This is a genomic window from Streptomyces sp. NPDC046557 (assembly GCF_040645975.1).
Lineage (GTDB): Bacteria > Actinomycetota > Actinomycetes > Streptomycetales > Streptomycetaceae > Streptomyces.
The window spans coordinates 519,382-538,279 of the sequence record NZ_JBEYZH010000001.1; the positions used below are offsets into that span (position 1 = coordinate 519,382).

Below are 18,898 nucleotides of genomic sequence, written 5' to 3' on the forward strand. Positions count from 1 at the left end.
CTCATTGTGCGGGCGCGTCGAGCAGGACCACTTCCAGGGTACGGGGGCCGTGGACGCCCTCCACCCGGTCGAGCTCGATGTCGCTGGTGGCGGAGGGTCCGGAGATCCAGGTCAGCGGGCGGGTGGGGTCGAGGCGTTCGAGCGCCTGCGGAACGGAGTCCACCACCTGCCCGGGGACGCGGACCACGCAGATGTGGTGGTCCGGGATCAGGGTGATCCGGCGCCGCCCCTGGTCGGGGCCGCCGTCCAGGACGATCGTGCCGGTCTCCGCGACGGCCAGCGCGCAGCCCGTGACCACGCTGTCCACGGCGTCGAGTTCGTACGGGGTGGAGTCGGCCCGGTCCGGGACCCGGGTCGCGCGCGCCGCGGCGAGCCAGGAGGCGGGCAGGCCGGGCGGTACGAGCACGGTCCGCGCGCCCCGGGCGGCGAGCAGCCGGGCCAGGAGCGGCGCGAGGCCGTCCGCGCCGGTGCGGTGGACCGTCGCGCGGTACTCGGCGAGATGGGCGGCGAGCATGTCCGCGGATTCGGCGGGCGTACGGGAGCCGTGGACGCGGAGGTAGCCGCGCGGGATCGCGGCCTCGGGGCCCGGGCCCGGCTCCCCCAGCGCCCGCCGAATCCGGCCCAGCACGCGGTCCTTGCCGCTCACGCGCGTCCTCCCCGCTCGCGGGCCCACCAGTCGCGGAAGGGCTCCGCCGGGGGCACGGGCAGCTCGCGGCTGTCGGTCCACGCGCCGCCGGGGCCGGGCAGCCGGCGCGGTCGCAGCCGCCGTGCCCGGGACAGCAGCCGCTCCCCCGCGCGCAGCGCGCCGGGGCGTTCCAGCAACAGCCGGGCGGCGCGCATCGCGGCCCGTTCGACGGTGTGGCCGCGCGCGGGGCGGATGCGTACGCGGATGCCCTCGCGTGTCGCCGGGCCGCCTTGGGCGACGCGTTCGCGCAGGTGGAGGAGGACCTCCGGGATGTCGATGGCGACCGGGCAGACCTCATAGCACGCGCCGCACAGGGTGGAGGCGTAGGGCAGCGAGGCGTCGATCTCGCTCCCGGTGCCGCGCAGTTGGGGGCTGAGGATCGCGCCGATGGGGCCGGGGTAGACGGAGCCGTAGGCGTGGCCGCCGGCGCGTTCGTAGACGGGGCAGACGTTCAGGCAGGCGGAGCAGCGGATGCAGCGCAGCGCCTGGCGACCCACCTCGTCGGCGAGGGTGTCGGTGCGGCCGTTGTCGAGGAGGACGAGGTGGAAGGCGGCGGGCCCGTCCTCGTCGGCCCCTTTCGACGGACCCAGCCCGGTCCACATCGTGGTGTACGGGTTCATCCGCTCGGCGGTGGAGGAGCGCGGCAGCGTCTGGAGGAAGATCTCCAGGTCCCGGAAGGTCGGCACGACCTTCTCGATGCCGACGACGGAGATGAGGGTTTCGGGCAGGGTCAGGCACATCCGGCCGTTGCCCTCGGACTCGAAGACGACCATCGTGCCCGTCTCGGCGACCATGAAGTTGGCGCCCGAGACGGCGACTTTGGCGCGCAGGAACTTCTCGCGCAGGTGCAGCCGGGCCGTTTCGGCCAGTTCGCGCGGGTCGTCGCCGAGACCCTCGGGAGCCGGCCGCCCCCACCGGCCCATCTCGGCGCGGAAGACGTCGCGGATCTCGGCGCGGTTGCGGTGGATGGCCGGGACCAGGATGTGCGAGGGCCGGTCGTGGCCGAGCTGCACGATCAGTTCGGCCAGGTCGGTCTCGTAGGCGGCGATCCCGGCCGCCTCCAGGGCCTCGTTCAGGCCGATCTCCTGGGTGGCCATCGACTTGACCTTGACGACTTCCCGCTCGCCGGTGGCCAGCACCAGCGCGGTCACGATCCGGTTGGCCTCGGCCGCGTCCGCCGCCCAGTGCACGGTGCCGCCGGCGGCGGTCACCGCCTCCTCCAGCCGCAACAGGTAGTGGTCGAGCCGGCGCAGGGTGTGGTCCTTGACGGCCTTGCCCGCCGCGCGCAGCCGGTCCCAGTCGGCGAGTTCGGTGACCGCTCGGGCCCGTTTGTCGCGGATGGTGTGCGTGGCGCGGCGGAGGTTGGCGCGCAGCACGTCGTCCCGTACGGCCTTCCCCGCGGCCGCGGGGAAGGCGGGCATGCCGAGGTGGGTGGCCGTCATCGTGGGCGTTCCTCCTGTGTCGCGGTGCCGTCCGTCACGCCTCCTCCGTCGAGGCGAGGATCTCGGCGAGGTGCAGGGTCCGCAGCGGGGCGCCGGCGCGGCGCAGAGTCCCGTCGAGGTGGGCGAGGCAGGAGTTGTCGGCGCCGCAGAGCACCTCGGCGCCCGTGGCCCGGGCGGCGCGGATCTTGTCGGCGCCCATCGCGGCCGATACGTCGGGATTCTTGACGGCGAAGGTGCCGCCGAATCCACAGCACTCCTCGGCGCCGGGCAGCTCGATGAGGTTCAGGCCCTTGACGGCGGCCAGGAGCCGGCGGGGGCGGTCGCCGAGTCCGAGGGCGCGCAAGCCGTGGCAGGAGGGGTGGTAGGTGACGGTGTGCGGGAAGTGGGCGCCGACATCGGTCACTCCGAGCACGTCGACGAGGAACTCGGTCAGCTCGTACACGCGCGGGACGAGGTCGGCCGCGAGGTCCGCCGGCTCGGTGCCGCGCCCCTCGGCCGCCGCCTTGGCGCCGATGCGCGGGTAGTGCTCACGGATCATGGCGACGCAGGAGCCGGACGGCGCGACCACGTACGGGTGTCCGGCGAAGGCTTCCGCGGTACGGCGCAGCAGCGCTTCGGCCTCGTGCCGGTAGCCGGTGTTGTACTGGGGCTGACCGCAGCAGCTCTGCGCCGCCGGGAAGTCCACGTCCACGCCGAGCCGCTCCAGCAGGCGTACGACGGCGACGCCGGTGCGCGGATACAGCGCGTCGTTGACGCAGGTGACGAACAGAGCGGCACGCATGACGGGCAGAATAGCCGGGTGAAGAAGTTCTCAGTGATCGGCATAGGCGCGGGCGACCCGGACCACCTGACCCTCCAGGCGGTCAAGGCGATCGGCGCCACGGACGCATTCCTCATCCTGGAGAAGGGCGAGGAGAAGGCTGACCTCACCGGGCTGCGGCGGGCGATGCTCGACGCGCACGCCCGCCCCGGCCACCGGCTGGTGGAGGGCCGCGACCCGGACCGCGACCGGACCCCGGCCGACTACACCCCGACGGTGGACGGCTGGCGCAGCGCGCGGGCCGAGATCTTCGAGCGGTTCATCGCCGAGGACCTCTCGGACGGCGAGACGGGCGCGTTCCTGGTCTGGGGCGACCCGTCGCTGTACGACTCCACCCTCGCGATCCTCGACGAGGTGCAGGAGCGGGGCCGGGTCGCCTTCGAGCACGAAGTGGTGCCCGGCATCAGCAGCATCTCCTCGCTGCTGGCCCGGCACCGCACCAACCTGAACCGGGTCGGGCGCCCGGTCCAGATCACCACCGGCCGGCGGCTGGCCGAGGGCTGGCCGCAGGACGTGGACGACGTGGTGGTGATGCTGGACGCGCGGCACGCCTTCACCGCCCACCTGGACCAGGACCTCTTCATCTACTGGGGTGCCTACGTCGGCACGCCGGACGAGATCCTGGTCTCGGGGAAGCTGGCGGAGGTCGCGGGCAGGATCGAGGAGCTGCGGACCGAGGCGCGCGCCCGCAAGGGCTGGATCATGGACACCTACCTGCTGCGGCGCGGCTGAATCGCTACCCCGCGAGGTACGCGGGGAGGCCGGCGGCGAGGCGTTCGTATTCCTCGGGGCGGGTGTAGATCTGCCCGCAGACACGGATGCCGCCGCCGCCCGGCCAAGGCCAGATCAGCACCCTGATCCGCAGCTCCCGCGCGATCCGCTCGCGCAACTCGCGGGCGGCGTCCGGGGTCTCGGCGGTGCCGGGCGGCAGCCGCAGGGCGCGCATGCCGACTCCCGGGGTGTACGGGAGCGGTGTGAGGCCGGGGAGTTCGGCGAGCAGGGTCGCGCCGTAGCCGGCGAGGGCGCTGTTGTGGGCCCGTACCTTGCCGGCGTCGAGCCGGTCGAGGAGGTCCAGTCCCTCGGGGGCGGCGAGCCAGCCGGTGTAGTCGGCGGTGGCCCGGTTCTCGACGGAGCGGGGGAAGCCCTCCCTGTCCTCCCAGGACGGCACGAGGGCCCGGACGCGGCCGCGGTGGCGGGGGGCGACGGCGAGGAGGGCACTGCCGGAGGGGGCGTACCCCCACTTGTGCAGGTTCCCGAACCAGAAGTCGGCGCCGCCCGCGAGCGGGTCGGCGAGCATGCCGGGCGCGTGGGCCCCGTCGACGATGGTGGTGACGCCCCGGGCGGCGAGGTCGGCGAGGAGCGCCGGGGTCGCGATGAGGCGGGCGGTGGGCGAGCTGATGTGGTCGAGCAGCGCCACCTTGGTGCGGGGCGTCAGGCCGGCCAGCACGGCTTCCCGTACGGCGTCCTCGTCCGGGAGCCCCGGGTCAAGGGAGACGGTGGTGACGGGGGCCCGGCGGGCGGCGGCCGCGGTGACCGTGCCATAGCCGTGGTCGGTCACCAGGATCTCGTCCCCGTCGGCCATTTCGACGGCGTTCAGGGCAAGGTTGGCGCCTTCGGTGGCGTTGGAGACGAAGGCGATCCCGTCGGATTCGGCGCCGAGGTGTGCGGCGACCCGGCCGCGGGCGGCGGCGATCCGGTCGGCCACGTTGACGAAGAAGGTGTCGGGGTCGGCGTGCGCCTCCTCCACCAGCGCCGCCTGGGCCTCTTGGACAGGGGTCGGAACGGCGCCGAACGAGCCGTGGTTGAGGTGGGCGATCGCCGGGTCGAGGCGGAAGAGCTGACGACCGCCGGGGAAGACCGGGGGAACGCTCGGTGGGGCGGTCGGCACGCTCTTCGGCTCGCTGTGCGGCTCGGTCACGATGCTCCTCCGGAGGGCGGTGGGACGGTCCCCCGGAGCATGCGGGGCCGACCGCACGTCCGGTAGGGCCAATTGCGCCAGGGTGGCCGGGGCCTCGGAGTCACTGCCGTCCGCTGGTCGCGCCGTAGTACTGGAGGTCCTGTACCCGCACCGTACGGTCCACCCGGTACGGGAGTTCCACCTCCGCCGCGGCGCGGCCGTCCCGGACCACCCGGGCCGACATGGTGCCCGGTCGCAGGGGCAGCAGCTCGGAGTGGAGGCCCGCCGGTGCCTCGTGCGTGTCCTGGACGGAGCCCACGGTCGTGCGGACCGTCGCGGACTCCGTGAGGAAGCTGAGCACCTCCGCCGTGTCGCGCGGGGCGGCGCCGCCCTTGCGCGGCGACATCAGCAGCGACTGGCCGCCGGTGGGGTCGGCGGCGGCGAACTGGGTGCGGGCCGTCACGTAGAGGGTGTCCCGCACGATCGGCGGCCGGCTGCCCGTCTTGAACCGGGTCAGGTAGTAGGAGGTCAGGTCCAGGTAGGTGAACCCGTTGTGGAGGGAGGGCGCGAACTGGGTGCCTTCGGAGTAGTCGTTCCAGGTGGTCAGCTGGACCCAGTCGGCGCCGTCGTCGATGGCGTGCTCCCACGTCGAGCGGAGGGTGGCGGTGTTGCCCGCCTCGTCGTACACGCCCTGGTTGGGGCGGCTGTCCTGGACGGATACGGGCTGCATCCAGACCTTGCCGGCCGTGTGGGCCCGCCGTACGTCGGCCGTGGCGCCCTCCTGGCCGACGTAGCTGCGGGTGCCCCATTCGGAGAAGCCGTGGCTGATCGGGGCGAACGCCGCGTGGTTCGCGTCGAAGTCGAGGAAGAGCGGGACGAGGGCCGTGCCGATGCCGTGCCGGGCCTTGAGGGACTCCATGACCCGGGACCACCAATCGGCGCTCTTGGCCTCCGCCTTGAAGGGCGACACGACGAGCCGTCCGTCCCCGAGCCGGTACGCGGCGGGGTGTGCGCCGAGTTCGGCGAGGGCGTCGGCGAGCACCGCCGGGTCGTCGGACGTCAGGGCGGTCATGTCGGGCATCAACATGATCTTGAAGGCGGGGTCCACGGCGTGGGCGGCGGACATCAGCAGTTCCGCCCGGTCCCTGTTGCTCCCGGACAGTGCGAGCAGGTCCAGGGTGAAGCCGTCGATGCCCGCGTCGCGCGCCGTGCGCACCTCCTGCCGGAGGTTGGCGGCCTCCCAGTCGCCGGATTTGGGCGGCACCGGCAGCGGGCGGTCGCGCAGCAGGCCCCCGTACCGCTGGTGTTTGCCGTTCTCGCCCGCGAGGCTGAGGTAGTTGCGGGTGTAGTAGTCGACATCGGCGCTCGCGTTGTCGAGGGAGAGCGGGTACGGGGTGAAGTAGTGCGCGAACACCAGCTTCTTGCCGGCGGCGCCGGAGCGCAGCGCGGCCGGCGCGGGCAGGTCGAAGGGCAGCGCTCCGGTGGGACGGGGCGCGCCGGTGTCGACCTCGCCGCGGGGCAGCGCCTTGTCCGGTGTCTCGGGGCCCGGAGCGGGGCTCCGGCTCGGAACCAGGCTCGCGGTGGCGGTGGGGCCGGTGGGCCGCGGGCCACTGCCGGACGCGGGTGCCCGACCGCCTTGGCGCGCCTCGGTGGTGAAGGGGTCCCAGGCGATGCCGGTCGCGGCGCAGACGCCGACCAGCAGGAAGGCGGAGATCAGGAGCACCAGGAGCGGCCTGCGCCCCCGGAAGCGGGGGCGACGCCGGTGCGAGGAGGGCCGTGCCGCCCGTTCTGCCCGCCGGTTCTCCCTCATCTGCCGCCCCTCCCGGAATATGCCCCGCGCCCGGGGCTGCACAGCAGTAGAGCCGATTCCCGGCGTAGGGACAACGGTTCGGGGCGCGCCGGGCCGCCGCGCGTACGTCACGGGGCCCAGCGCGCCTACGCCGAGCACCGGAGCCGAGCACCGCAGCCCGGTTCCGGAGACGGGGTTCCGCCGCCGGGTTCCGGAGACGGGTCCGCCCCGGCCGGGCGCTGGGCCGGCCGGGGCGGAACACGCGGAACGCGAAGGACTTAACCCAGCGTCGCGATCGCCTTGTTGAAGGAGGCGGACGGGCGCATCACCGCGGCGCACTTGGCCGGGTCGGGCTGGTAGTAGCCGCCGATGTCGACCGGGGAGCCCTGGACCGCGATGAGCTCGCCGACGATGGTCTGCTCCTGCTCGGCCAGCGTCTTGGCGAGCGGCTCGAAGGCCGCCGCCAGCTTCGGGTCGTCGATCTGGCGGGACAGCTCCTGCGCCCAGTACAGGGCGAGGTAGAAGTGGCTGCCGCGGTTGTCGATACCGCCCAGCTTGCGGCTCGGCGACTTGTCCTCGTTGAGGAAAGTGCCGGTCGCGCGGTCCAGGGTGTCGGCCAGCACCTGTGCGCGGGCGTTGCCGGTGGTGGTCGCGAGGTGCTCGAAGGAAACGGCCAGCGCGAGGAACTCGCCCAGCGAGTCCCAGCGCAGGTAGTTTTCCTTGACGAGCTGCTGCACGTGCTTCGGGGCGGAGCCGCCGGCGCCGGTCTCGAAGAGGCCGCCGCCGTTCATCAGCGGGACGACCGACAGCATCTTGGCGCTGGTGCCCAGCTCCAGGATCGGGAAGAGGTCGGTCAGGTAGTCGCGCAGCACGTTGCCGGTCACCGAGATGGTGTCCTCGCCGCGGCGAATGCGCTCCAGGGAGAAGGCGGTGGCCTCGACCGGGGAGAGGATCTTGATGGTGAGACCGTCGGTGTCGTGGTCGGCGAGGTACGTCTTGACCTTGGCGATCAGCTGCGCGTCGTGCGCGCGGCCCTCGTCCAGCCAGAAGACGGCCGGGACGCCGGTGGCGCGGGCGCGGGTGACGGCGAGCTTGACCCAGTCCTGGATCGGGGCGTCCTTGGTCTGGCAGGCGCGGAAGACGTCACCGGCGGCGACCTCCTGCTCCAGCACCACGTTGCCCTCGGCGTCGACGACGCGGACGGTGCCGGCGGCGGCGATCTCGAAGGTCTTGTCGTGGCTGCCGTACTCCTCGGCCTTCTGCGCCATGAGGCCGACGTTCGGCACCGAGCCCATGGTGGCGGGGTCGAAGGCGCCGTGCGCGCGGCAGTCCTCGATGACGGCCTGGTAGACACCGGCATAGCTGCTGTCCGGGAGGACGGCGAGGGTGTCGGCCTCCTGGCCGTCCGGGCCCCACATGTGGCCGGAGGTGCGGATCATGGCCGGCATGGAGGCGTCGACGATGACATCGGAGGGGACGTGCAGGTTGGTGATGCCCTTGTCCGAGTCGACCATGGCGAGGGCCGGACCGTGGGCCAGCTCGGCCTCGAAGGACGCCTTGATCTCGTCGCCGAGGTGCGGGACGCCGTCAAGACCCTTGAGGATCGCGCCGAGGCCGTCGTTCGGCGACAGGCCGGCGGCGACGAGCGCGTCACCGTAGCGGGCGAAGGTCTTGGGGAAGAAGGCGCGGACCACGTGGCCGAAGATGATCGGGTCGGAGACCTTCATCATCGTGGCCTTGAGGTGCACGGAGAACAGGACGCCCTCGGCCTTGGCACGCTCGATCTGGTCGTTGAGGAAGGTGCGCAGCGCGTCGACGTGCATCACGGACGCGTCCACGACCTCGCCGGCGAGGACCGGTACGGACTCGCGCAGCACGGTGGTCGTGCCGTCGGCGGCGACGTGCTCGATACGGAGGGTGCCGGCCTCGGTCATGACGGTGGACTTCTCGGTGGAGCGGAAGTCGTTCTCGCCCATGGTGGCGACGTTCGTCTTCGACTCGGGGCTCCAGGCGCCCATGCGGTGCGGGTGGGCCTTGGCGTAGTTCTTGACCGAGGCGGGGGCACGGCGGTCGGAGTTGCCCTCGCGCAGGACCGGGTTGACGGCGCTGCCCTTGACCTTGTCGTAGCGGGCGCGGATCTCGCGCTCCTCGTCGGTCTTCGGGTCGTCCGGGTAGTCCGGGAGCGCGTAGCCCTGGCCCTGGAGCTCGGCGACCGCGGCCTTGAGCTGCGGGATCGAGGCCGAGATGTTGGGCAGCTTGATGATGTTCGCTTCCGGCGTCTTCGCCAGCTCACCGAGCTCGGCGAGGGCGTCGGCGATGCGCTGCCCCTCTTCCAGGTGCTCGGGGAAGCTGGCGATGATCCGACCGGCCAGGGAGATGTCACGGGTCTCGACATTCACACCGGCCGTCGACGCGTACGCCTGGACCACAGGCAGGAAGGAATACGTCGCGAGGGCCGGGGCCTCGTCAGTGTGCGTGTAGATGATGGTCGAGTCAGTCACCGGATGCTCCGCTCCACAGTCTGCGTCTCTCGTCTGCAACATTGCTCGACATCAAGATATCTCGTGATCGGGCCGGTCTGGACAGCCCCCCGGCCGCGAGATCACGAGAGACATGTCACCCGGCGCGCGAAAGCGCCGCCTGCGGCTGTTTCCGGCCGGAGGCGGCGCTGGGGGTGCGGTGTAGTGGTGCGGTGTGGTGGCGCGCCGCGGTGTGGGTCGGGAGTCGATCAGGCGGCGACGACCTGCTTGGGGTCGGCCCCGTACTCGTTCGGGCCGCGGTGTCCCTCCGTGGCCATGAGGACGAGCAGCCAGATCCCGCCGATGAACGGAATCAGGCTGATCAGGTACCACCAGCCGGACTTGCCGGTGTCGTGCAGCCGGCGTACGGAGACGCCCAGGCTGGGCAGCAGGACGGCGAGGCTGTAGATCCAGGTGATGACGGGGTAGCTGCCGAGCGCGAAGTCGATCACCATCAGTACGGCGACGACCGGGATGTTCCACAAGACGAACATCCAGTACTCCTGCCGGCGGGCCCGGCCGTCGAAGTCCGCGTAGCGCTTGAGTATGTCCGTGTAGTAGTGCACGGGTCCCCCCAGGGAGCGGATTCGGCCACTCCTCCCGCAGGAGCGACCCCAGGCCGGACTTATGCCCTTCTTACGGCGACCTCAAGCCACTCGGGGGGCGGGAAGATGCGCGGGATTCCCTGTGCGGAAAGGGAGTTGACACTTCCGCCGCCGGGGGCTCCCGTCCGCCGGGGGCTGCGGAGAAGTGACGGAACCCTTACGGCGGCGCGCGGGAACCGCCGAGGGCGCGGCGGACTCCGTAGCGTCCGGTGCATGCGCGTACTCGTCACCGGAGGAGCCGGGTTCATCGGCTCGCACATCGTCACCGCCCTGCGCCGGCGCGGGCACCACCCCGTGGTCCTCGACGCCCTGCTGCCGGCCGCCCACCCCGTCCCGCAGCCGCCGGGGCCCGATGTCGTACGGGCGGACGTGCGCGACCCCGAGGCGGTGCGGGCGGCGCTGCGCGGGGTGGACGCGGTCTGCCACCAGGCCGCGATGGTCGGGCTCGGCAAGGACTTCGCCGACGCGCCGGCCTACGTCGGGATCAACGACCTGGGCACGGCGGTCCTGCTCGCGGCGATGGCCGAAAGCGGGGTCCGCTCCCTCGTCCTCGCGGGCTCGATGGTCGTCTACGGGGAGGGCCGCTACGAGTGCCCCCGCCACGGGGTGGTGCGGCCCGGGCCGCGCCGGGTGGCGGACCTGACCGAGGGCCGCTTCGAGCCGCGCTGCCCCTCCTGCGGGGCGGAGCTCGCGCCGGGCCTGGTGGACGAGGACGCGCCGGCCGACCCGCGCAACGTGTACGCGACCACGAAGCTGGCGCAGGAGCACCTGGCTGCGGCCTGGGCGCGGTGCGTGGACGGCCGGGCGGTGTCGCTGCGCTACCACAACGTGTACGGGCCGGGGATGCCGCGCGACACCCCGTACGCGGGGGTGGCGTCATTCTTCCGGTCGGCGCTGGCCAGGGGCGAGCCGCCGCGGGTCTTCGAGGACGGGGCCCAGCGGCGTGACTTCGTGCACGTCGGGGACGTCGCGGCGGCCAACGTGGTGGCGCTGGAGGCGCTGGGCCGCGCGGGTGTCCTCCCGCCGGGCGCCTGCACCCCGTACAACACGGGCAGCGGCGAGCCGCACACGGTCGGGGAGATGGCCTCGGCGCTGGCCGCCGCGCACGGTGGCCCGGAGCCGGTCGTGACCGGCGAGTTCCGCCTCGGCGACGTCCGGCACATCACGGCCGACTCGCGCCGCCTCCGCGCGGACCTGGGCTGGCGCCCGGAGGTGCCCTTCGAGAAGGGCATGACCGAGTTCGCCCACGCCGCCCAGCGCGCCACCTGAGCCCCGGCCGGGCGGTCTTCGGGGGCCGGGCCCGCGAAAACCGCCGCGGTGCGGCCCGGCCCGGCCGGACTCCGTGGGCGGCCCGTTCGCGGAAGAACTCGGCCGAGACGGCTGGTCACGGGCGGCGGCGACCACGCCGACGCGGCCACGTGCCGGGCGACCCGGTCCGGGGGTCCCCCGCCACGTGCGAAGGCCCGGCGTCGCACCGGACGGGCGCGGGCCCGGACAGCCCCGGGACACCCTGGCGGTGGCCAGGGGGGAGGCGCCGTAGACGCCCCCGGTGAACCGGGATGGCCGCCCAGACAGGGACGGGCAGCCGCCGGGCGCCGGGCGCGCTGGGCAAGCCGGTCCGTGGTTCCCCGCCACCGGCGGGGCGGGCTCCCCGCCCGGCGCGCGGCACGGCGAAGGACCGACTTCGCTCCGAACGGGCGCGGGCCCCAGACAACGCTGGGTGGCTGTCGGCGGAGACGGCTTGCCAGGCCACGGGGCACCTGCGGCGGTGGCCGGGGTCGACGCACCGTAGGCGACCCCGCTGAACCGGGGCCGCCACCCCGGACGGGAGCGGGGCAGCCGCCGCGGCGGGGCCGGGAGCCGGCGGCGGGCCGCGGCTCCCGCCCGGCGCGCAGCACGGTGCAACAACCGGCGTCGCACCGGACGGGGCAGGTCCCCGACAACGCCGGGGTACTTGCGGTGGGGGCCGGGCGACCCGGTCCGGGGGTCTCCCCCACGGGCGGGGCGGGCTCCCCCGCGCGGCAAGCGCGCACGCGGAGGACCGGCGTCCTGCCGGACGGGCGCGGGCGCCCCGAGAACGCGGGGCGGGGTGGCGCCCCGCTGGACCGACCCGGACAGGGCCCGGCGCGGGGTCATGCCGTGAGGGGCAGGGTCACCTCGAAGCGGCAGCCGCCGGGGACGTTGTGGACGGTGGCGCGGCCGGAGTGGGCCTCGACGATGCCCCGGACGATGGCGAGCCCCAGGCCCGCTCCGGCCGGGGGCGTACGGGCGGTCGTGCCGCGCCAGCCGGTGTCGAAGACCCGGGCCAGGTCCTCGGCCGCGATGCCGCCGCAGCCGTCCGTGACGGACAGGACGACCGCACCGGCCCGCTGTTCGGCGGCGATGGCGACGGTCCCGTCGGCCGGGGTGTGCCGGATGGCGTTGATCAGCAGGTTCGCCAGGACGCGGGTCATCTCCTTGCCGTCCACCTCCACCGGCACCCGCTCGACGGTGTCGCCCACCAGCCGTACGCCGTGCTCGCGCGCCAGCGGGTCCACCCCCGACAGCGCGTCCCCGACCAGGTCGTACACCGACATCCGGCTCGGGACCAGGCTGAGCGCGCCCGCGTGGATCCGGGACAGCTCGAACAGGTCGCCGACCATCGAGTTCATCCGTTCCACCTCGGTGCGGATCTGGCGGTGGTAGCGGGCCGGGTCGGCGGCCATGCCGTCCTCCAGCGCCTCCGACATCGCCCGCAGCCCCGCCAGCGGGGTCCGCAGGTCGTGCGAGATCCAGGCCACCAGCTCCCTGCGCGACGCCTCCAGCGCACGCTCCCGCTCCCGGGAGGCGGCCAGCTTCGCGCTGGTCGCCGCCAGCTCACGGGACAGCGCGTCCAGTTCGGCGGTGGTCTGCCCGGGCGGCGCCGCGAAGCTGCCGCCGTCACCGAAGTCGCGGGCCGCGAGGAACAGTTCCCGGCTGCGGGCGACCACCCACCGGCCCAGCAGCAGCGCGGTCACCAGGGAGACCACCGCCGCCATCGCCGCGACCAGGGTCACCACGCCGAGGTCGTGCGGGGACAGGAACATGGCCTGGGCGACGGCCAGGGTGCCGGCCAGCATCGCGGTGACGGTGACGGCGGCGATGACCGTGAGCGAGACGGCGACGGAGCGGTGCCGCACCAGCCGCAGGACGCCCGCGCCGAGCGCTCCGGCGCAGGCCGCGCCGCCGAGGGCGAACAGCGCGATGAGCAGGATGTCGGTCATGCCGGCTCCCCAGTCCCGGCCCACTCCGCGTCATCGGGGCCCGCGTCATCGGGCTCCGCGCCGCCGGCACTTGTGGAGTCGGCAACCGTGGAGTCGGCACCCATGGGGTCGAAGCGGTAGCCGACCCCCCACACCGTCTGGATCAGCCGCGGCCGGCCCGGGTCGGTCTCGACCTTCGCGCGCAGCCGCCGTACGTGCACCGTCACCGTCGACAGGTCCCCGAAGTCCCAGCCCCACACCTCGCGCATCAGCTCCTCCCTGCCGTGCGCCCGCCGGGGGTGCCGCAGGAAGTGCGCGAGCAGGTCGAACTCCCGCAGCGTCAACGTCAGTTCCCGCCCGTCCTTGGTGGCCCGGTGGGTCGCCGGGTCCAGCGCGAGCCCGGCGCCCGCGAGGACGCGCGGCACGCCGACGGGCCCCGCGGCCCGGCTGCGCCGCAGGACCGACGACACGCGCAGCACCAGTTCGCGCGGGCTGAACGGCTTGGTGACGTAGTCGTCCGCGCCCACCTCCAGGCCCGCGATCCGGTCGTCCTCGTCCCCCCTGGCGGTCAGCATGATCACCGGTACGGGACCGGCCTCGCGCAGCCTCCGGCACACCTCCAGCCCGTCCAGCCCCGGCAGCATCAGATCCAGGACCACCAGATCGGGGCGCGCCCGCCCGGCCAGGTCCAGGGCGGACGGTCCGTCACCGGCCTCCTCCACGGCGAACCCGGCGCGCCGCAGGTACTGGGCGACGACCTCGGAGACGGTCGGGTCGTCGTCCACGACGAGGATCCGGGCGGGGGGCGCTTCCATGCTCATGCGGCCCAGCCTCCCATCCTGCGCCCGTGCGCGGGAGCGCACGCCGGTCCGGTCGGGGTGACGTCCGCGTTTCGTAAGGAGTCCCGGACCCCATCGGCGACTCCCGCTTCCTACGGTGAACCCGTGACCCTGACCGCGACCGTAGACGTCGTACTCCCCTGTCTGAACGAGGCCGAGGCCCTCCCCTGGGTACTGGACCGCATCCCCGCCGGCTGGCGGGCCCTGGTCGTGGACAACGGCTCGACCGACGGCTCCGCCGACATCGCCCGGGCGCTCGGCGCGACCGTGGTGCGCGAGGAGCGGCGCGGGTTCGGCGCCGCCTGCCACGCCGGGCTGCTCGCCGCCGAGGCGGACATCGTCTGCTTCTGCGACTGCGACGCCTCCCTGGACCCGGGACTGCTGACCGGGTTCGTGGCCTCGGTGGCCGCCGACGAGGCGGACCTGGTGCTGGGCCGGCGTCGTCCGCAGGGCCGGGGCGCCTGGCCCGCGCACGCCCGGGCCGGGAACCTGGCGCTGGCCCGGATGCTACGTCGCCGCACCGGCCTGGGGCTGCGCGACCTGGGCCCGATGCGCGCCGCGCGGCGGACCGGCCTGCTGGGGCTCGACCTGGCCGACCGGCGTTCCGGGTACCCACTGGAGATGGTGGTGCGTGCGGCGGACGCCGGGTGGCGGGTCCGGGAGGTGGACGTGCCGTACCTGCCCCGGTCCGGGAAGTCGAAGGTGACGGGCACCTGGCGGGGCACCTGGCACGCCGTGCGGGACATGAGCCGGGTGCTGGCGGAGCCGGCCGCGGGCCGCCCGGTGTCGGGGGGTGCGCGGTGAGTACGTTGCTGGTGATCGCGAAGGAGCCACTGCCCGGCCGGGTCAAGACCCGGCTGACCCCGCCGTTCACCCCCGCCGAGGCGGCCGGGCTGGCGGAGGCCGCGCTGGCCGACACCCTGGAGGCGGTGGCCCGCACCCCCGCCGGGCGACGGGTGCTCGTGCTGGAGGGGCGGCCCGGTCCGTGGCTGCCGCCCGGCTTCGAGGTGGTGCCGCAGGCGGCCGGGGGCCTGGACGAGCGGCTCGCGGCCGCCTTCGCGGGGTGCGTCGGGCCCGCGCTGCTGATCGGGATGGACACCCCCCAGGTCACGCCGGAGTTGCTGGCGGTCGACTGGTCGGAGCGCGACGCGTGGTTCGGGCCGGCCGTGGACGGGGGTTTCTGGGCGCTGGGTCTGGCGGTACCCGACCCGGCGCTGTTGCTCGGCGTGCCGATGTCGGTGTCCTGGACGGGCGCCGTCCAGTACGAGCGGCTGCGCGCGGCCGGACTGCGGATCGGGCGGCTGCCGGTACTGCGGGACGTGGACACCGCCGAGGACGCCCGGCTGGTGGCGGCCCACGCCCCGGCGGGTGCCTTCGCGGCCCGGCTGGCGCGGCTCGCCCCGGCGGCCCGCCGATGAGCGCGCCGCGGGCGGTCGCGGCCTGGTCGGCGGACCCGTACACCGTCGCGCTGCGCAGCGGCCGGGGTCCGCTGTACCTGCGGCGCGGGGACGGCCGGCTGTTGCCGCTGGACGTGGAACGCTGGTGCGAGGAACCCGACGGGGCGGACCGGACGGTGCTGGACCGCTGTCTGGGCGCGGTGCTGGACATCGGCTGCGGCCCCGGCCGGCTGGTGTCGGCGCTGGCCGCCCGGGGCCACCGCTCGCTGGGGATCGACGTCAGCCCTGAGGCGGTGGCCCGTACGGCCCGCTCGGGGGGTACGGCACTGCACCGGTCGGTCTTCGACCCCCTTCCCGGGGAGGGTCGTTGGGACACGGCGTTGCTGATCGACGGGAACATCGGGATCGGCGGTGACCCGGCGACGCTGTTGCGGCGGATGGCCGAGGTACTGGCCGGGACGGGCGCGCTGATCGTCGAGTGCACGGAGGTGGAGGTGGACGAGCGCTGCGTGGTCCGGGTGGCGGACGGCCGGGGTGGCGTCGGCGCCCCGTTCCCCTGGGCCCGCGTCGGCCCGGCGGCGCTGTCCGCGTGCGCGTCCTCTTCGGGCTGGACGCCGACGCACCGCTGGTCGGTCCGGGGCCGGGTGTTCGTCGAACTCGCCCGCGCCCACCCACCCCGTCACCCCGTCCACCCGTAGCCCCGGCCCGCCCCTCGACCGCCGGGCTGCCCCCGCCATGGTGGCAGGGGGCCCGGCGTCAAGGCCGGGTGGGGAGGCGGAGGGCGTAGCGGACGGCCGGGCGGTCGCCGATGAGGGTCTCACCGGTGGCGGAGAAGCCGTTGCTTTTGAGTACGGCCATGGAGGCCGGGTTGTCGAGGGTGGTGACCGCCGTGAGGTCGCGGAGCCCGTACTCGCCCGCGGCCAGTGCCATCGCCCTACGGCGGTGGCGGTGCGGGCGTCGTGCAGGCGGCCGGAGAAGGAGGGCGGCCCCAGGGAAGAGGGCCGCAGGGAAGAGGGCCGGAGCGAAGGAAGGCGGGGCCGCCACCGGCTGCGCGGGGCCGGCGGAGTCATGTCCTCCATCACACCGCCGCGGGGCGCGGGCCGGGGGGTTCGACACCTTACGAAACGCGGACGTCGGGCCAGGTCACGCCCCTGGCTCAGGCGCCCACTGGGAGGCTGGCCCGATGAACGAGCCCCGCCGCCGCCCCCGTCGCCTCCCCTGGACCGCCGTCACCGTCCTGCTGCTCGCCGCCCTGACGGCCGTCCTCGTGCCGGCCGTCCGCGACGAGGGCTACGTCACCGACCCGGCGGGACTCACCCGGTGGTACGCCGCCGCGTGGGCGCTGTTCGGCGCCGCCGCGTGGACGGTGCGCCGGGTTCCGCGAGGGCGGGTGGTCCCGCTGGTGTGGGCGGGCGCGCTGGCGGTGGCGGTGGTGGGGCTGGCCGGGCCACCGTTGACCAGCACCGATTCCTACCGCTACGCGTGGGACGGCCGGGTACAAGCCGCCGGGATCTCCCCGTACGACCACGCCCCGGCGGATCCGGCGCTGCGCGGGCTGCGCGACGACTGGCTGTTCCCGCGCGGCGGGCCGGCCTGCGCCCGTCCGGACCGGGCCCCCGTCGAGCCGGGGGTGTGCACCCGCATCAACCGGCCGACCGTGCACACGATCTACCCGCCGGTGGCGGAGGGGTACTTCGCCCTCGTGTACGCCCTCTCGCCGTCCGGGGTCCGCCACAAGGCGCTCCAGGTAGGCGGCGCGCTCACCGCGCTCGGCGTCACGGGGGCCCTGCTGTGGGTCCGGCGGCGCGCGGGCGCGGATATGCGGACGGCCGCCTACTGGGCGTGGTGCCCGGCGGTCGCGGTGGAGGCGGTGAACGACGCGCACGTGGACACTCTGGCGGTGCTGCTGTCGGTGGTCGCGCTGGGGGTGGTGGTGCGCCGCCGGGCCGTGGGCGGGGCGCTGCTCGGGTTGGCGGTCGCCGCGAAGCTGCTGCCGGCCGTACTGCTGCCGGGCGCGCTGGCGGGCGTACGTCGGTGGCGGGACGCGGCGGCCCTGCTGCTGCCGGCGGCCGCGGTGGTGGGGCTGGTGTACCTGCCGTACGTGCTCGTGTCCCGCTCGTCGGTGTTCGGTTACCTCGGCGGATACGCGGCGGAGGAGGGGTACGAGGACCCGGGTGCGGGCGGCCGGTACGCGCTCCTGCGGCTGGTGTTCCCGGCGACCTGGGCGGTACCGGCCGTGGCGCTCGGGATGGCGGCGGCGGTGGCGTACGTCTGGTGGCGCGGTGATCCGCTGCGGCCGTGGAGCGGGGCCCTGACGGTGACCGGCACCGCGTTCCTGCTGATGACCCCGGGGTACTCCTGGTACGCGTTGCTGCTGGTCGCGCTGGTGGCGTTGGACGGGCGCGCGGAGTGGCTGGGGGTGGCGGTGGCGGGCGCCGCGGCGTACGTTTCCGCGCCGGCACTGGGCGGCGAGACGGCGCGGGTGGCGTACGGGCTGGCGGCCGCGGCGGCGGTGGCGGGGTGGGCGGCCCGGGCCGGGAAGGGGATGCGGTCCGGGCCGCCGCGGGTGGCTCAGCCGATGTGGAAGGAGTCCCCGTAGACCTTCCAGTCGAGCGGGGTGTCGAGGTTCAGGTTGCCCTTTTTGAGGAAGACCCGCTGGGCGGTGTCGACGCGGCTGGTGTCACTGTGCGCCTCCTCCTGCTTCATCGCCCAGACGCGGGCGTCGAGGAAGGCGTTGAGCCAGGTGGTCTCGTTGCCGCCTTGGGCCGGGGGCTTGACCTTGGTCAGGGCGCGCTTGCGAATGTTGCGGAAGCTGGTGGAGTCGCTGCCGTCGCCGTGCATGACGATGGCGTCGTAGTAGATGAACTGGCCGAGCGTGCCGACTCCGTCCGACTTCCCCTGCTTCACCGCGGGGTCGAAGTACACGCGGTCGCGCTCGTGGTCCTGGGCCTTTTTGGACTCCGTGTCCTGGGCGGCCTTCGCCCAGTCCTTGGTGAAGTTCGGGTCCAGGCCCTTGTGCGAGTCGGTGCCGTCGACCTTGCGCAGGGCCGGGAGGTACTTGGCGAGCACGTTGCCGGGCTTGACCTGCGTGTAGTACTCGACGAGGTCGAGCATGTCGCCGGTGCCCGAACAGAATCCGATGATGCCGGCCGTGTAGCCGCGGCCGTCGTCTATGTCCTCGATGTACTTGTACTGCGCCTTCCAGTCGAGCGAGGAGTTCTCGGCGCTGGAGACGATCTGCATGGCGACGTCCTTCTTCGCCGGGTCGTCGAGTCCGGTCGCCTTGGTGGCGGCCGCGGGGAGGGCGACGGCGGCCGGGGTGGCGGGCGCCCGGCCCGCGGTGGCGTGCGCGGCCACCGGGACGGCGAGCAGGGCGGCGCCCAGGATGGCTCCGGCGGCGACGGTTTTGCTCGGGCGGCGAGGGGTGAACACAGGGCCTCCATACGGTGGTTGAGGCTTCTGATTCCGTTAGGAAACTTTCCTACCAGATAACCGCGGCGTCGAACAGCCCGTTGTCATTTCCGGAGCAATCCAATCCGCGGGGGCCTCCGGCTCCGAATGCTGGTGGAGGACCCAGTACGACGCCCACCCCGGAGGCGAACCGCCATGACCCGTACGCGAAACGTCCGCACCGGCCGGCGAAGGAGGCCCGCGTGCGACAGCAACCGGTGACCGTCGGTGTGC

17 protein-coding genes are annotated in these 18,898 nt (G+C 74.0%); 6 read left to right on the forward strand and 11 right to left on the reverse strand.

The annotated features are described in order from the left end of the window. Window position 1: 1 nt before the first annotated feature. From ABZ934_RS02540 to ABZ934_RS02550, 3 genes are read right to left on the reverse strand one after another with little or no spacing between them, the layout of a single operon-like run. The gene (locus ABZ934_RS02540) at window positions 2–646 is read right to left on the reverse strand and encodes an LUD domain-containing protein (RefSeq protein WP_361307682.1); all 645 of its coding nucleotides are present in this window, start codon (window positions 644–646) and stop codon (window positions 2–4) included. Further along, window positions 643–2,127: a lactate utilization protein B gene (locus ABZ934_RS02545; RefSeq protein ID WP_361307684.1), complete on the reverse strand. Its 1,485-nt coding sequence runs from the start codon at window positions 2,125–2,127 to the stop codon at window positions 643–645. The genes ABZ934_RS02540 and ABZ934_RS02545 overlap by 4 nt, the downstream gene beginning before the upstream one ends. Window positions 2,128–2,161: 34 nt before the next feature. Next, window positions 2,162–2,908 (reverse strand): (Fe-S)-binding protein, encoded by a 747-nt coding sequence (locus tag ABZ934_RS02550; protein ID WP_361307686.1) that lies wholly within the window; start codon window positions 2,906–2,908, stop codon window positions 2,162–2,164. Between the two features lie 18 nt (window positions 2,909–2,926). On the opposite strand from ABZ934_RS02550, the gene cobF reads away from it, so the two are divergent. After that, on the forward strand, window positions 2,927–3,679 hold the full coding sequence (gene cobF / locus ABZ934_RS02555) for a precorrin-6A synthase (deacetylating) (protein ID WP_361307688.1): 753 nt from the start codon (window positions 2,927–2,929) through the stop codon (window positions 3,677–3,679). Window positions 3,680–3,683: 4 nt separating this feature from the next. On the opposite strand, the gene ABZ934_RS02560 is transcribed toward cobF, so the two are convergent. The 4 genes from ABZ934_RS02560 to ABZ934_RS02575 form a co-directional block, all read right to left on the reverse strand. Further along, a complete protein-coding gene (locus ABZ934_RS02560; RefSeq protein ID WP_361307690.1) occupies window positions 3,684–4,865 on the reverse strand; it encodes an aminotransferase class V-fold PLP-dependent enzyme in 1,182 nt (393 codons plus the stop codon). Between the two features lie 100 nt (window positions 4,866–4,965). Continuing rightward, on the reverse strand, window positions 4,966–6,654 hold the full coding sequence (locus ABZ934_RS02565; RefSeq protein WP_361307692.1) for an endo-1,3-alpha-glucanase family glycosylhydrolase: 1,689 nt from the start codon (window positions 6,652–6,654) through the stop codon (window positions 4,966–4,968). Window positions 6,655–6,911: 257 nt separating this feature from the next. Further along, window positions 6,912–9,134, reverse strand: a complete 2,223-nt coding sequence (locus ABZ934_RS02570; protein WP_361307694.1) for an NADP-dependent isocitrate dehydrogenase — start codon at window positions 9,132–9,134, stop codon at window positions 6,912–6,914. 227 nt (window positions 9,135–9,361) lie between these two features. Then, complete coding sequence (locus ABZ934_RS02575) at window positions 9,362–9,718, reverse strand: DUF805 domain-containing protein (protein WP_361307696.1); 357 nt, start codon at window positions 9,716–9,718, stop codon at window positions 9,362–9,364. A 252-nt stretch (window positions 9,719–9,970) separates the two neighbouring features. Between ABZ934_RS02575 and ABZ934_RS02580 the strand changes: the two genes are divergently transcribed. After that, window positions 9,971–11,026, forward strand: coding sequence for an NAD-dependent epimerase/dehydratase family protein (locus ABZ934_RS02580; RefSeq protein ID WP_361307698.1), 1,056 nt, complete (start codon window positions 9,971–9,973; stop codon window positions 11,024–11,026). Window positions 11,027–11,889: 863 nt separating this feature from the next. Here the strand turns inward: ABZ934_RS02580 and ABZ934_RS02585 are convergent. Beyond that, window positions 11,890–12,999: a HAMP domain-containing sensor histidine kinase gene (locus tag ABZ934_RS02585; protein ID WP_361307700.1), complete on the reverse strand. Its 1,110-nt coding sequence runs from the start codon at window positions 12,997–12,999 to the stop codon at window positions 11,890–11,892. After that, on the reverse strand, window positions 12,996–13,799 hold the full coding sequence (locus ABZ934_RS02590) for a response regulator transcription factor (protein WP_361307702.1): 804 nt from the start codon (window positions 13,797–13,799) through the stop codon (window positions 12,996–12,998). Before ABZ934_RS02590 ends, ABZ934_RS02585 begins: the two co-directional genes overlap by 4 nt. Before the next feature lie 123 nt (window positions 13,800–13,922). On the opposite strand from ABZ934_RS02590, the gene ABZ934_RS02595 reads away from it, so the two are divergent. Genes ABZ934_RS02595 through ABZ934_RS02605 form a run of 3 tightly spaced genes read left to right on the forward strand, consistent with a single transcriptional unit; the run spans window position 13,923 to window position 15,912 of the window. Continuing rightward, a complete protein-coding gene (locus tag ABZ934_RS02595) occupies window positions 13,923–14,621 on the forward strand; it encodes a glycosyltransferase family 2 protein (protein WP_361307704.1) in 699 nt (232 codons plus the stop codon). Continuing rightward, window positions 14,618–15,235, forward strand: coding sequence for a DUF2064 domain-containing protein (locus ABZ934_RS02600; protein WP_361307706.1), 618 nt, complete (start codon window positions 14,618–14,620; stop codon window positions 15,233–15,235). The genes ABZ934_RS02595 and ABZ934_RS02600 overlap by 4 nt, the downstream gene beginning before the upstream one ends. After that, on the forward strand, window positions 15,232–15,912 hold the full coding sequence (locus ABZ934_RS02605; protein ID WP_361307708.1) for a class I SAM-dependent methyltransferase: 681 nt from the start codon (window positions 15,232–15,234) through the stop codon (window positions 15,910–15,912). The genes ABZ934_RS02600 and ABZ934_RS02605 overlap by 4 nt, the downstream gene beginning before the upstream one ends. A gap of 58 nt (window positions 15,913–15,970) precedes the next feature. Here ABZ934_RS02605 and ABZ934_RS02610 read toward each other — a convergent pair whose 3' ends face one another. Then, the gene (locus tag ABZ934_RS02610) at window positions 15,971–16,144 is read right to left on the reverse strand and encodes a hypothetical protein (RefSeq protein ID WP_361307710.1); all 174 of its coding nucleotides are present in this window, start codon (window positions 16,142–16,144) and stop codon (window positions 15,971–15,973) included. 253 nt (window positions 16,145–16,397) lie between these two features. Here ABZ934_RS02610 and ABZ934_RS02615 point away from each other — a divergent pair, with 253 nt between their 5' ends. Continuing rightward, a complete protein-coding gene (locus ABZ934_RS02615) occupies window positions 16,398–17,813 on the forward strand; it encodes a glycosyltransferase family 87 protein (protein ID WP_361307712.1) in 1,416 nt (471 codons plus the stop codon). On the opposite strand, the gene ABZ934_RS02620 is transcribed toward ABZ934_RS02615, so the two are convergent. Then, a complete protein-coding gene (locus tag ABZ934_RS02620; RefSeq protein WP_361307714.1) occupies window positions 17,786–18,646 on the reverse strand; it encodes a chitosanase in 861 nt (286 codons plus the stop codon). The two genes, ABZ934_RS02615 and ABZ934_RS02620, sit on opposite strands and share 28 nt — an antisense overlap. Window positions 18,647–18,898: the final 252 nt, after the last annotated feature.

Bases quoted from the DNA above. Each gene is read 5' to 3' on its own strand.
- ABZ934_RS02545 (WP_361307684.1), bottom strand. From the start codon at position 2,127: ATGACGGCCACCCACCTCGGCATGCCCGCCTTCCCCGCGGCCGCGGGG.
- ABZ934_RS02550 (WP_361307686.1), bottom strand. From the start codon at position 2,908: ATGCGTGCCGCTCTGTTCGTCACCTGCGTCAACGACGCGCTGTATCCG.
- ABZ934_RS02565 (WP_361307692.1), bottom strand. From the start codon at position 6,654: ATGAGGGAGAACCGGCGGGCAGAACGGGCGGCACGGCCCTCCTCGCAC.
- ABZ934_RS02580 (WP_361307698.1), top strand. From the start codon at position 9,971: ATGCGCGTACTCGTCACCGGAGGAGCCGGGTTCATCGGCTCGCACATC.
- ABZ934_RS02585 (WP_361307700.1), bottom strand. From the start codon at position 12,999: ATGACCGACATCCTGCTCATCGCGCTGTTCGCCCTCGGCGGCGCGGCC.
- ABZ934_RS02590 (WP_361307702.1), bottom strand. From the start codon at position 13,799: ATGAGCATGGAAGCGCCCCCCGCCCGGATCCTCGTCGTGGACGACGAC.
- ABZ934_RS02605 (WP_361307708.1), top strand. From the start codon at position 15,232: ATGAGCGCGCCGCGGGCGGTCGCGGCCTGGTCGGCGGACCCGTACACC.
- ABZ934_RS02610 (WP_361307710.1), bottom strand. From the start codon at position 16,144: ATGGCACTGGCCGCGGGCGAGTACGGGCTCCGCGACCTCACGGCGGTC.
- ABZ934_RS02615 (WP_361307712.1), top strand. From the start codon at position 16,398: ATGAACGAGCCCCGCCGCCGCCCCCGTCGCCTCCCCTGGACCGCCGTC.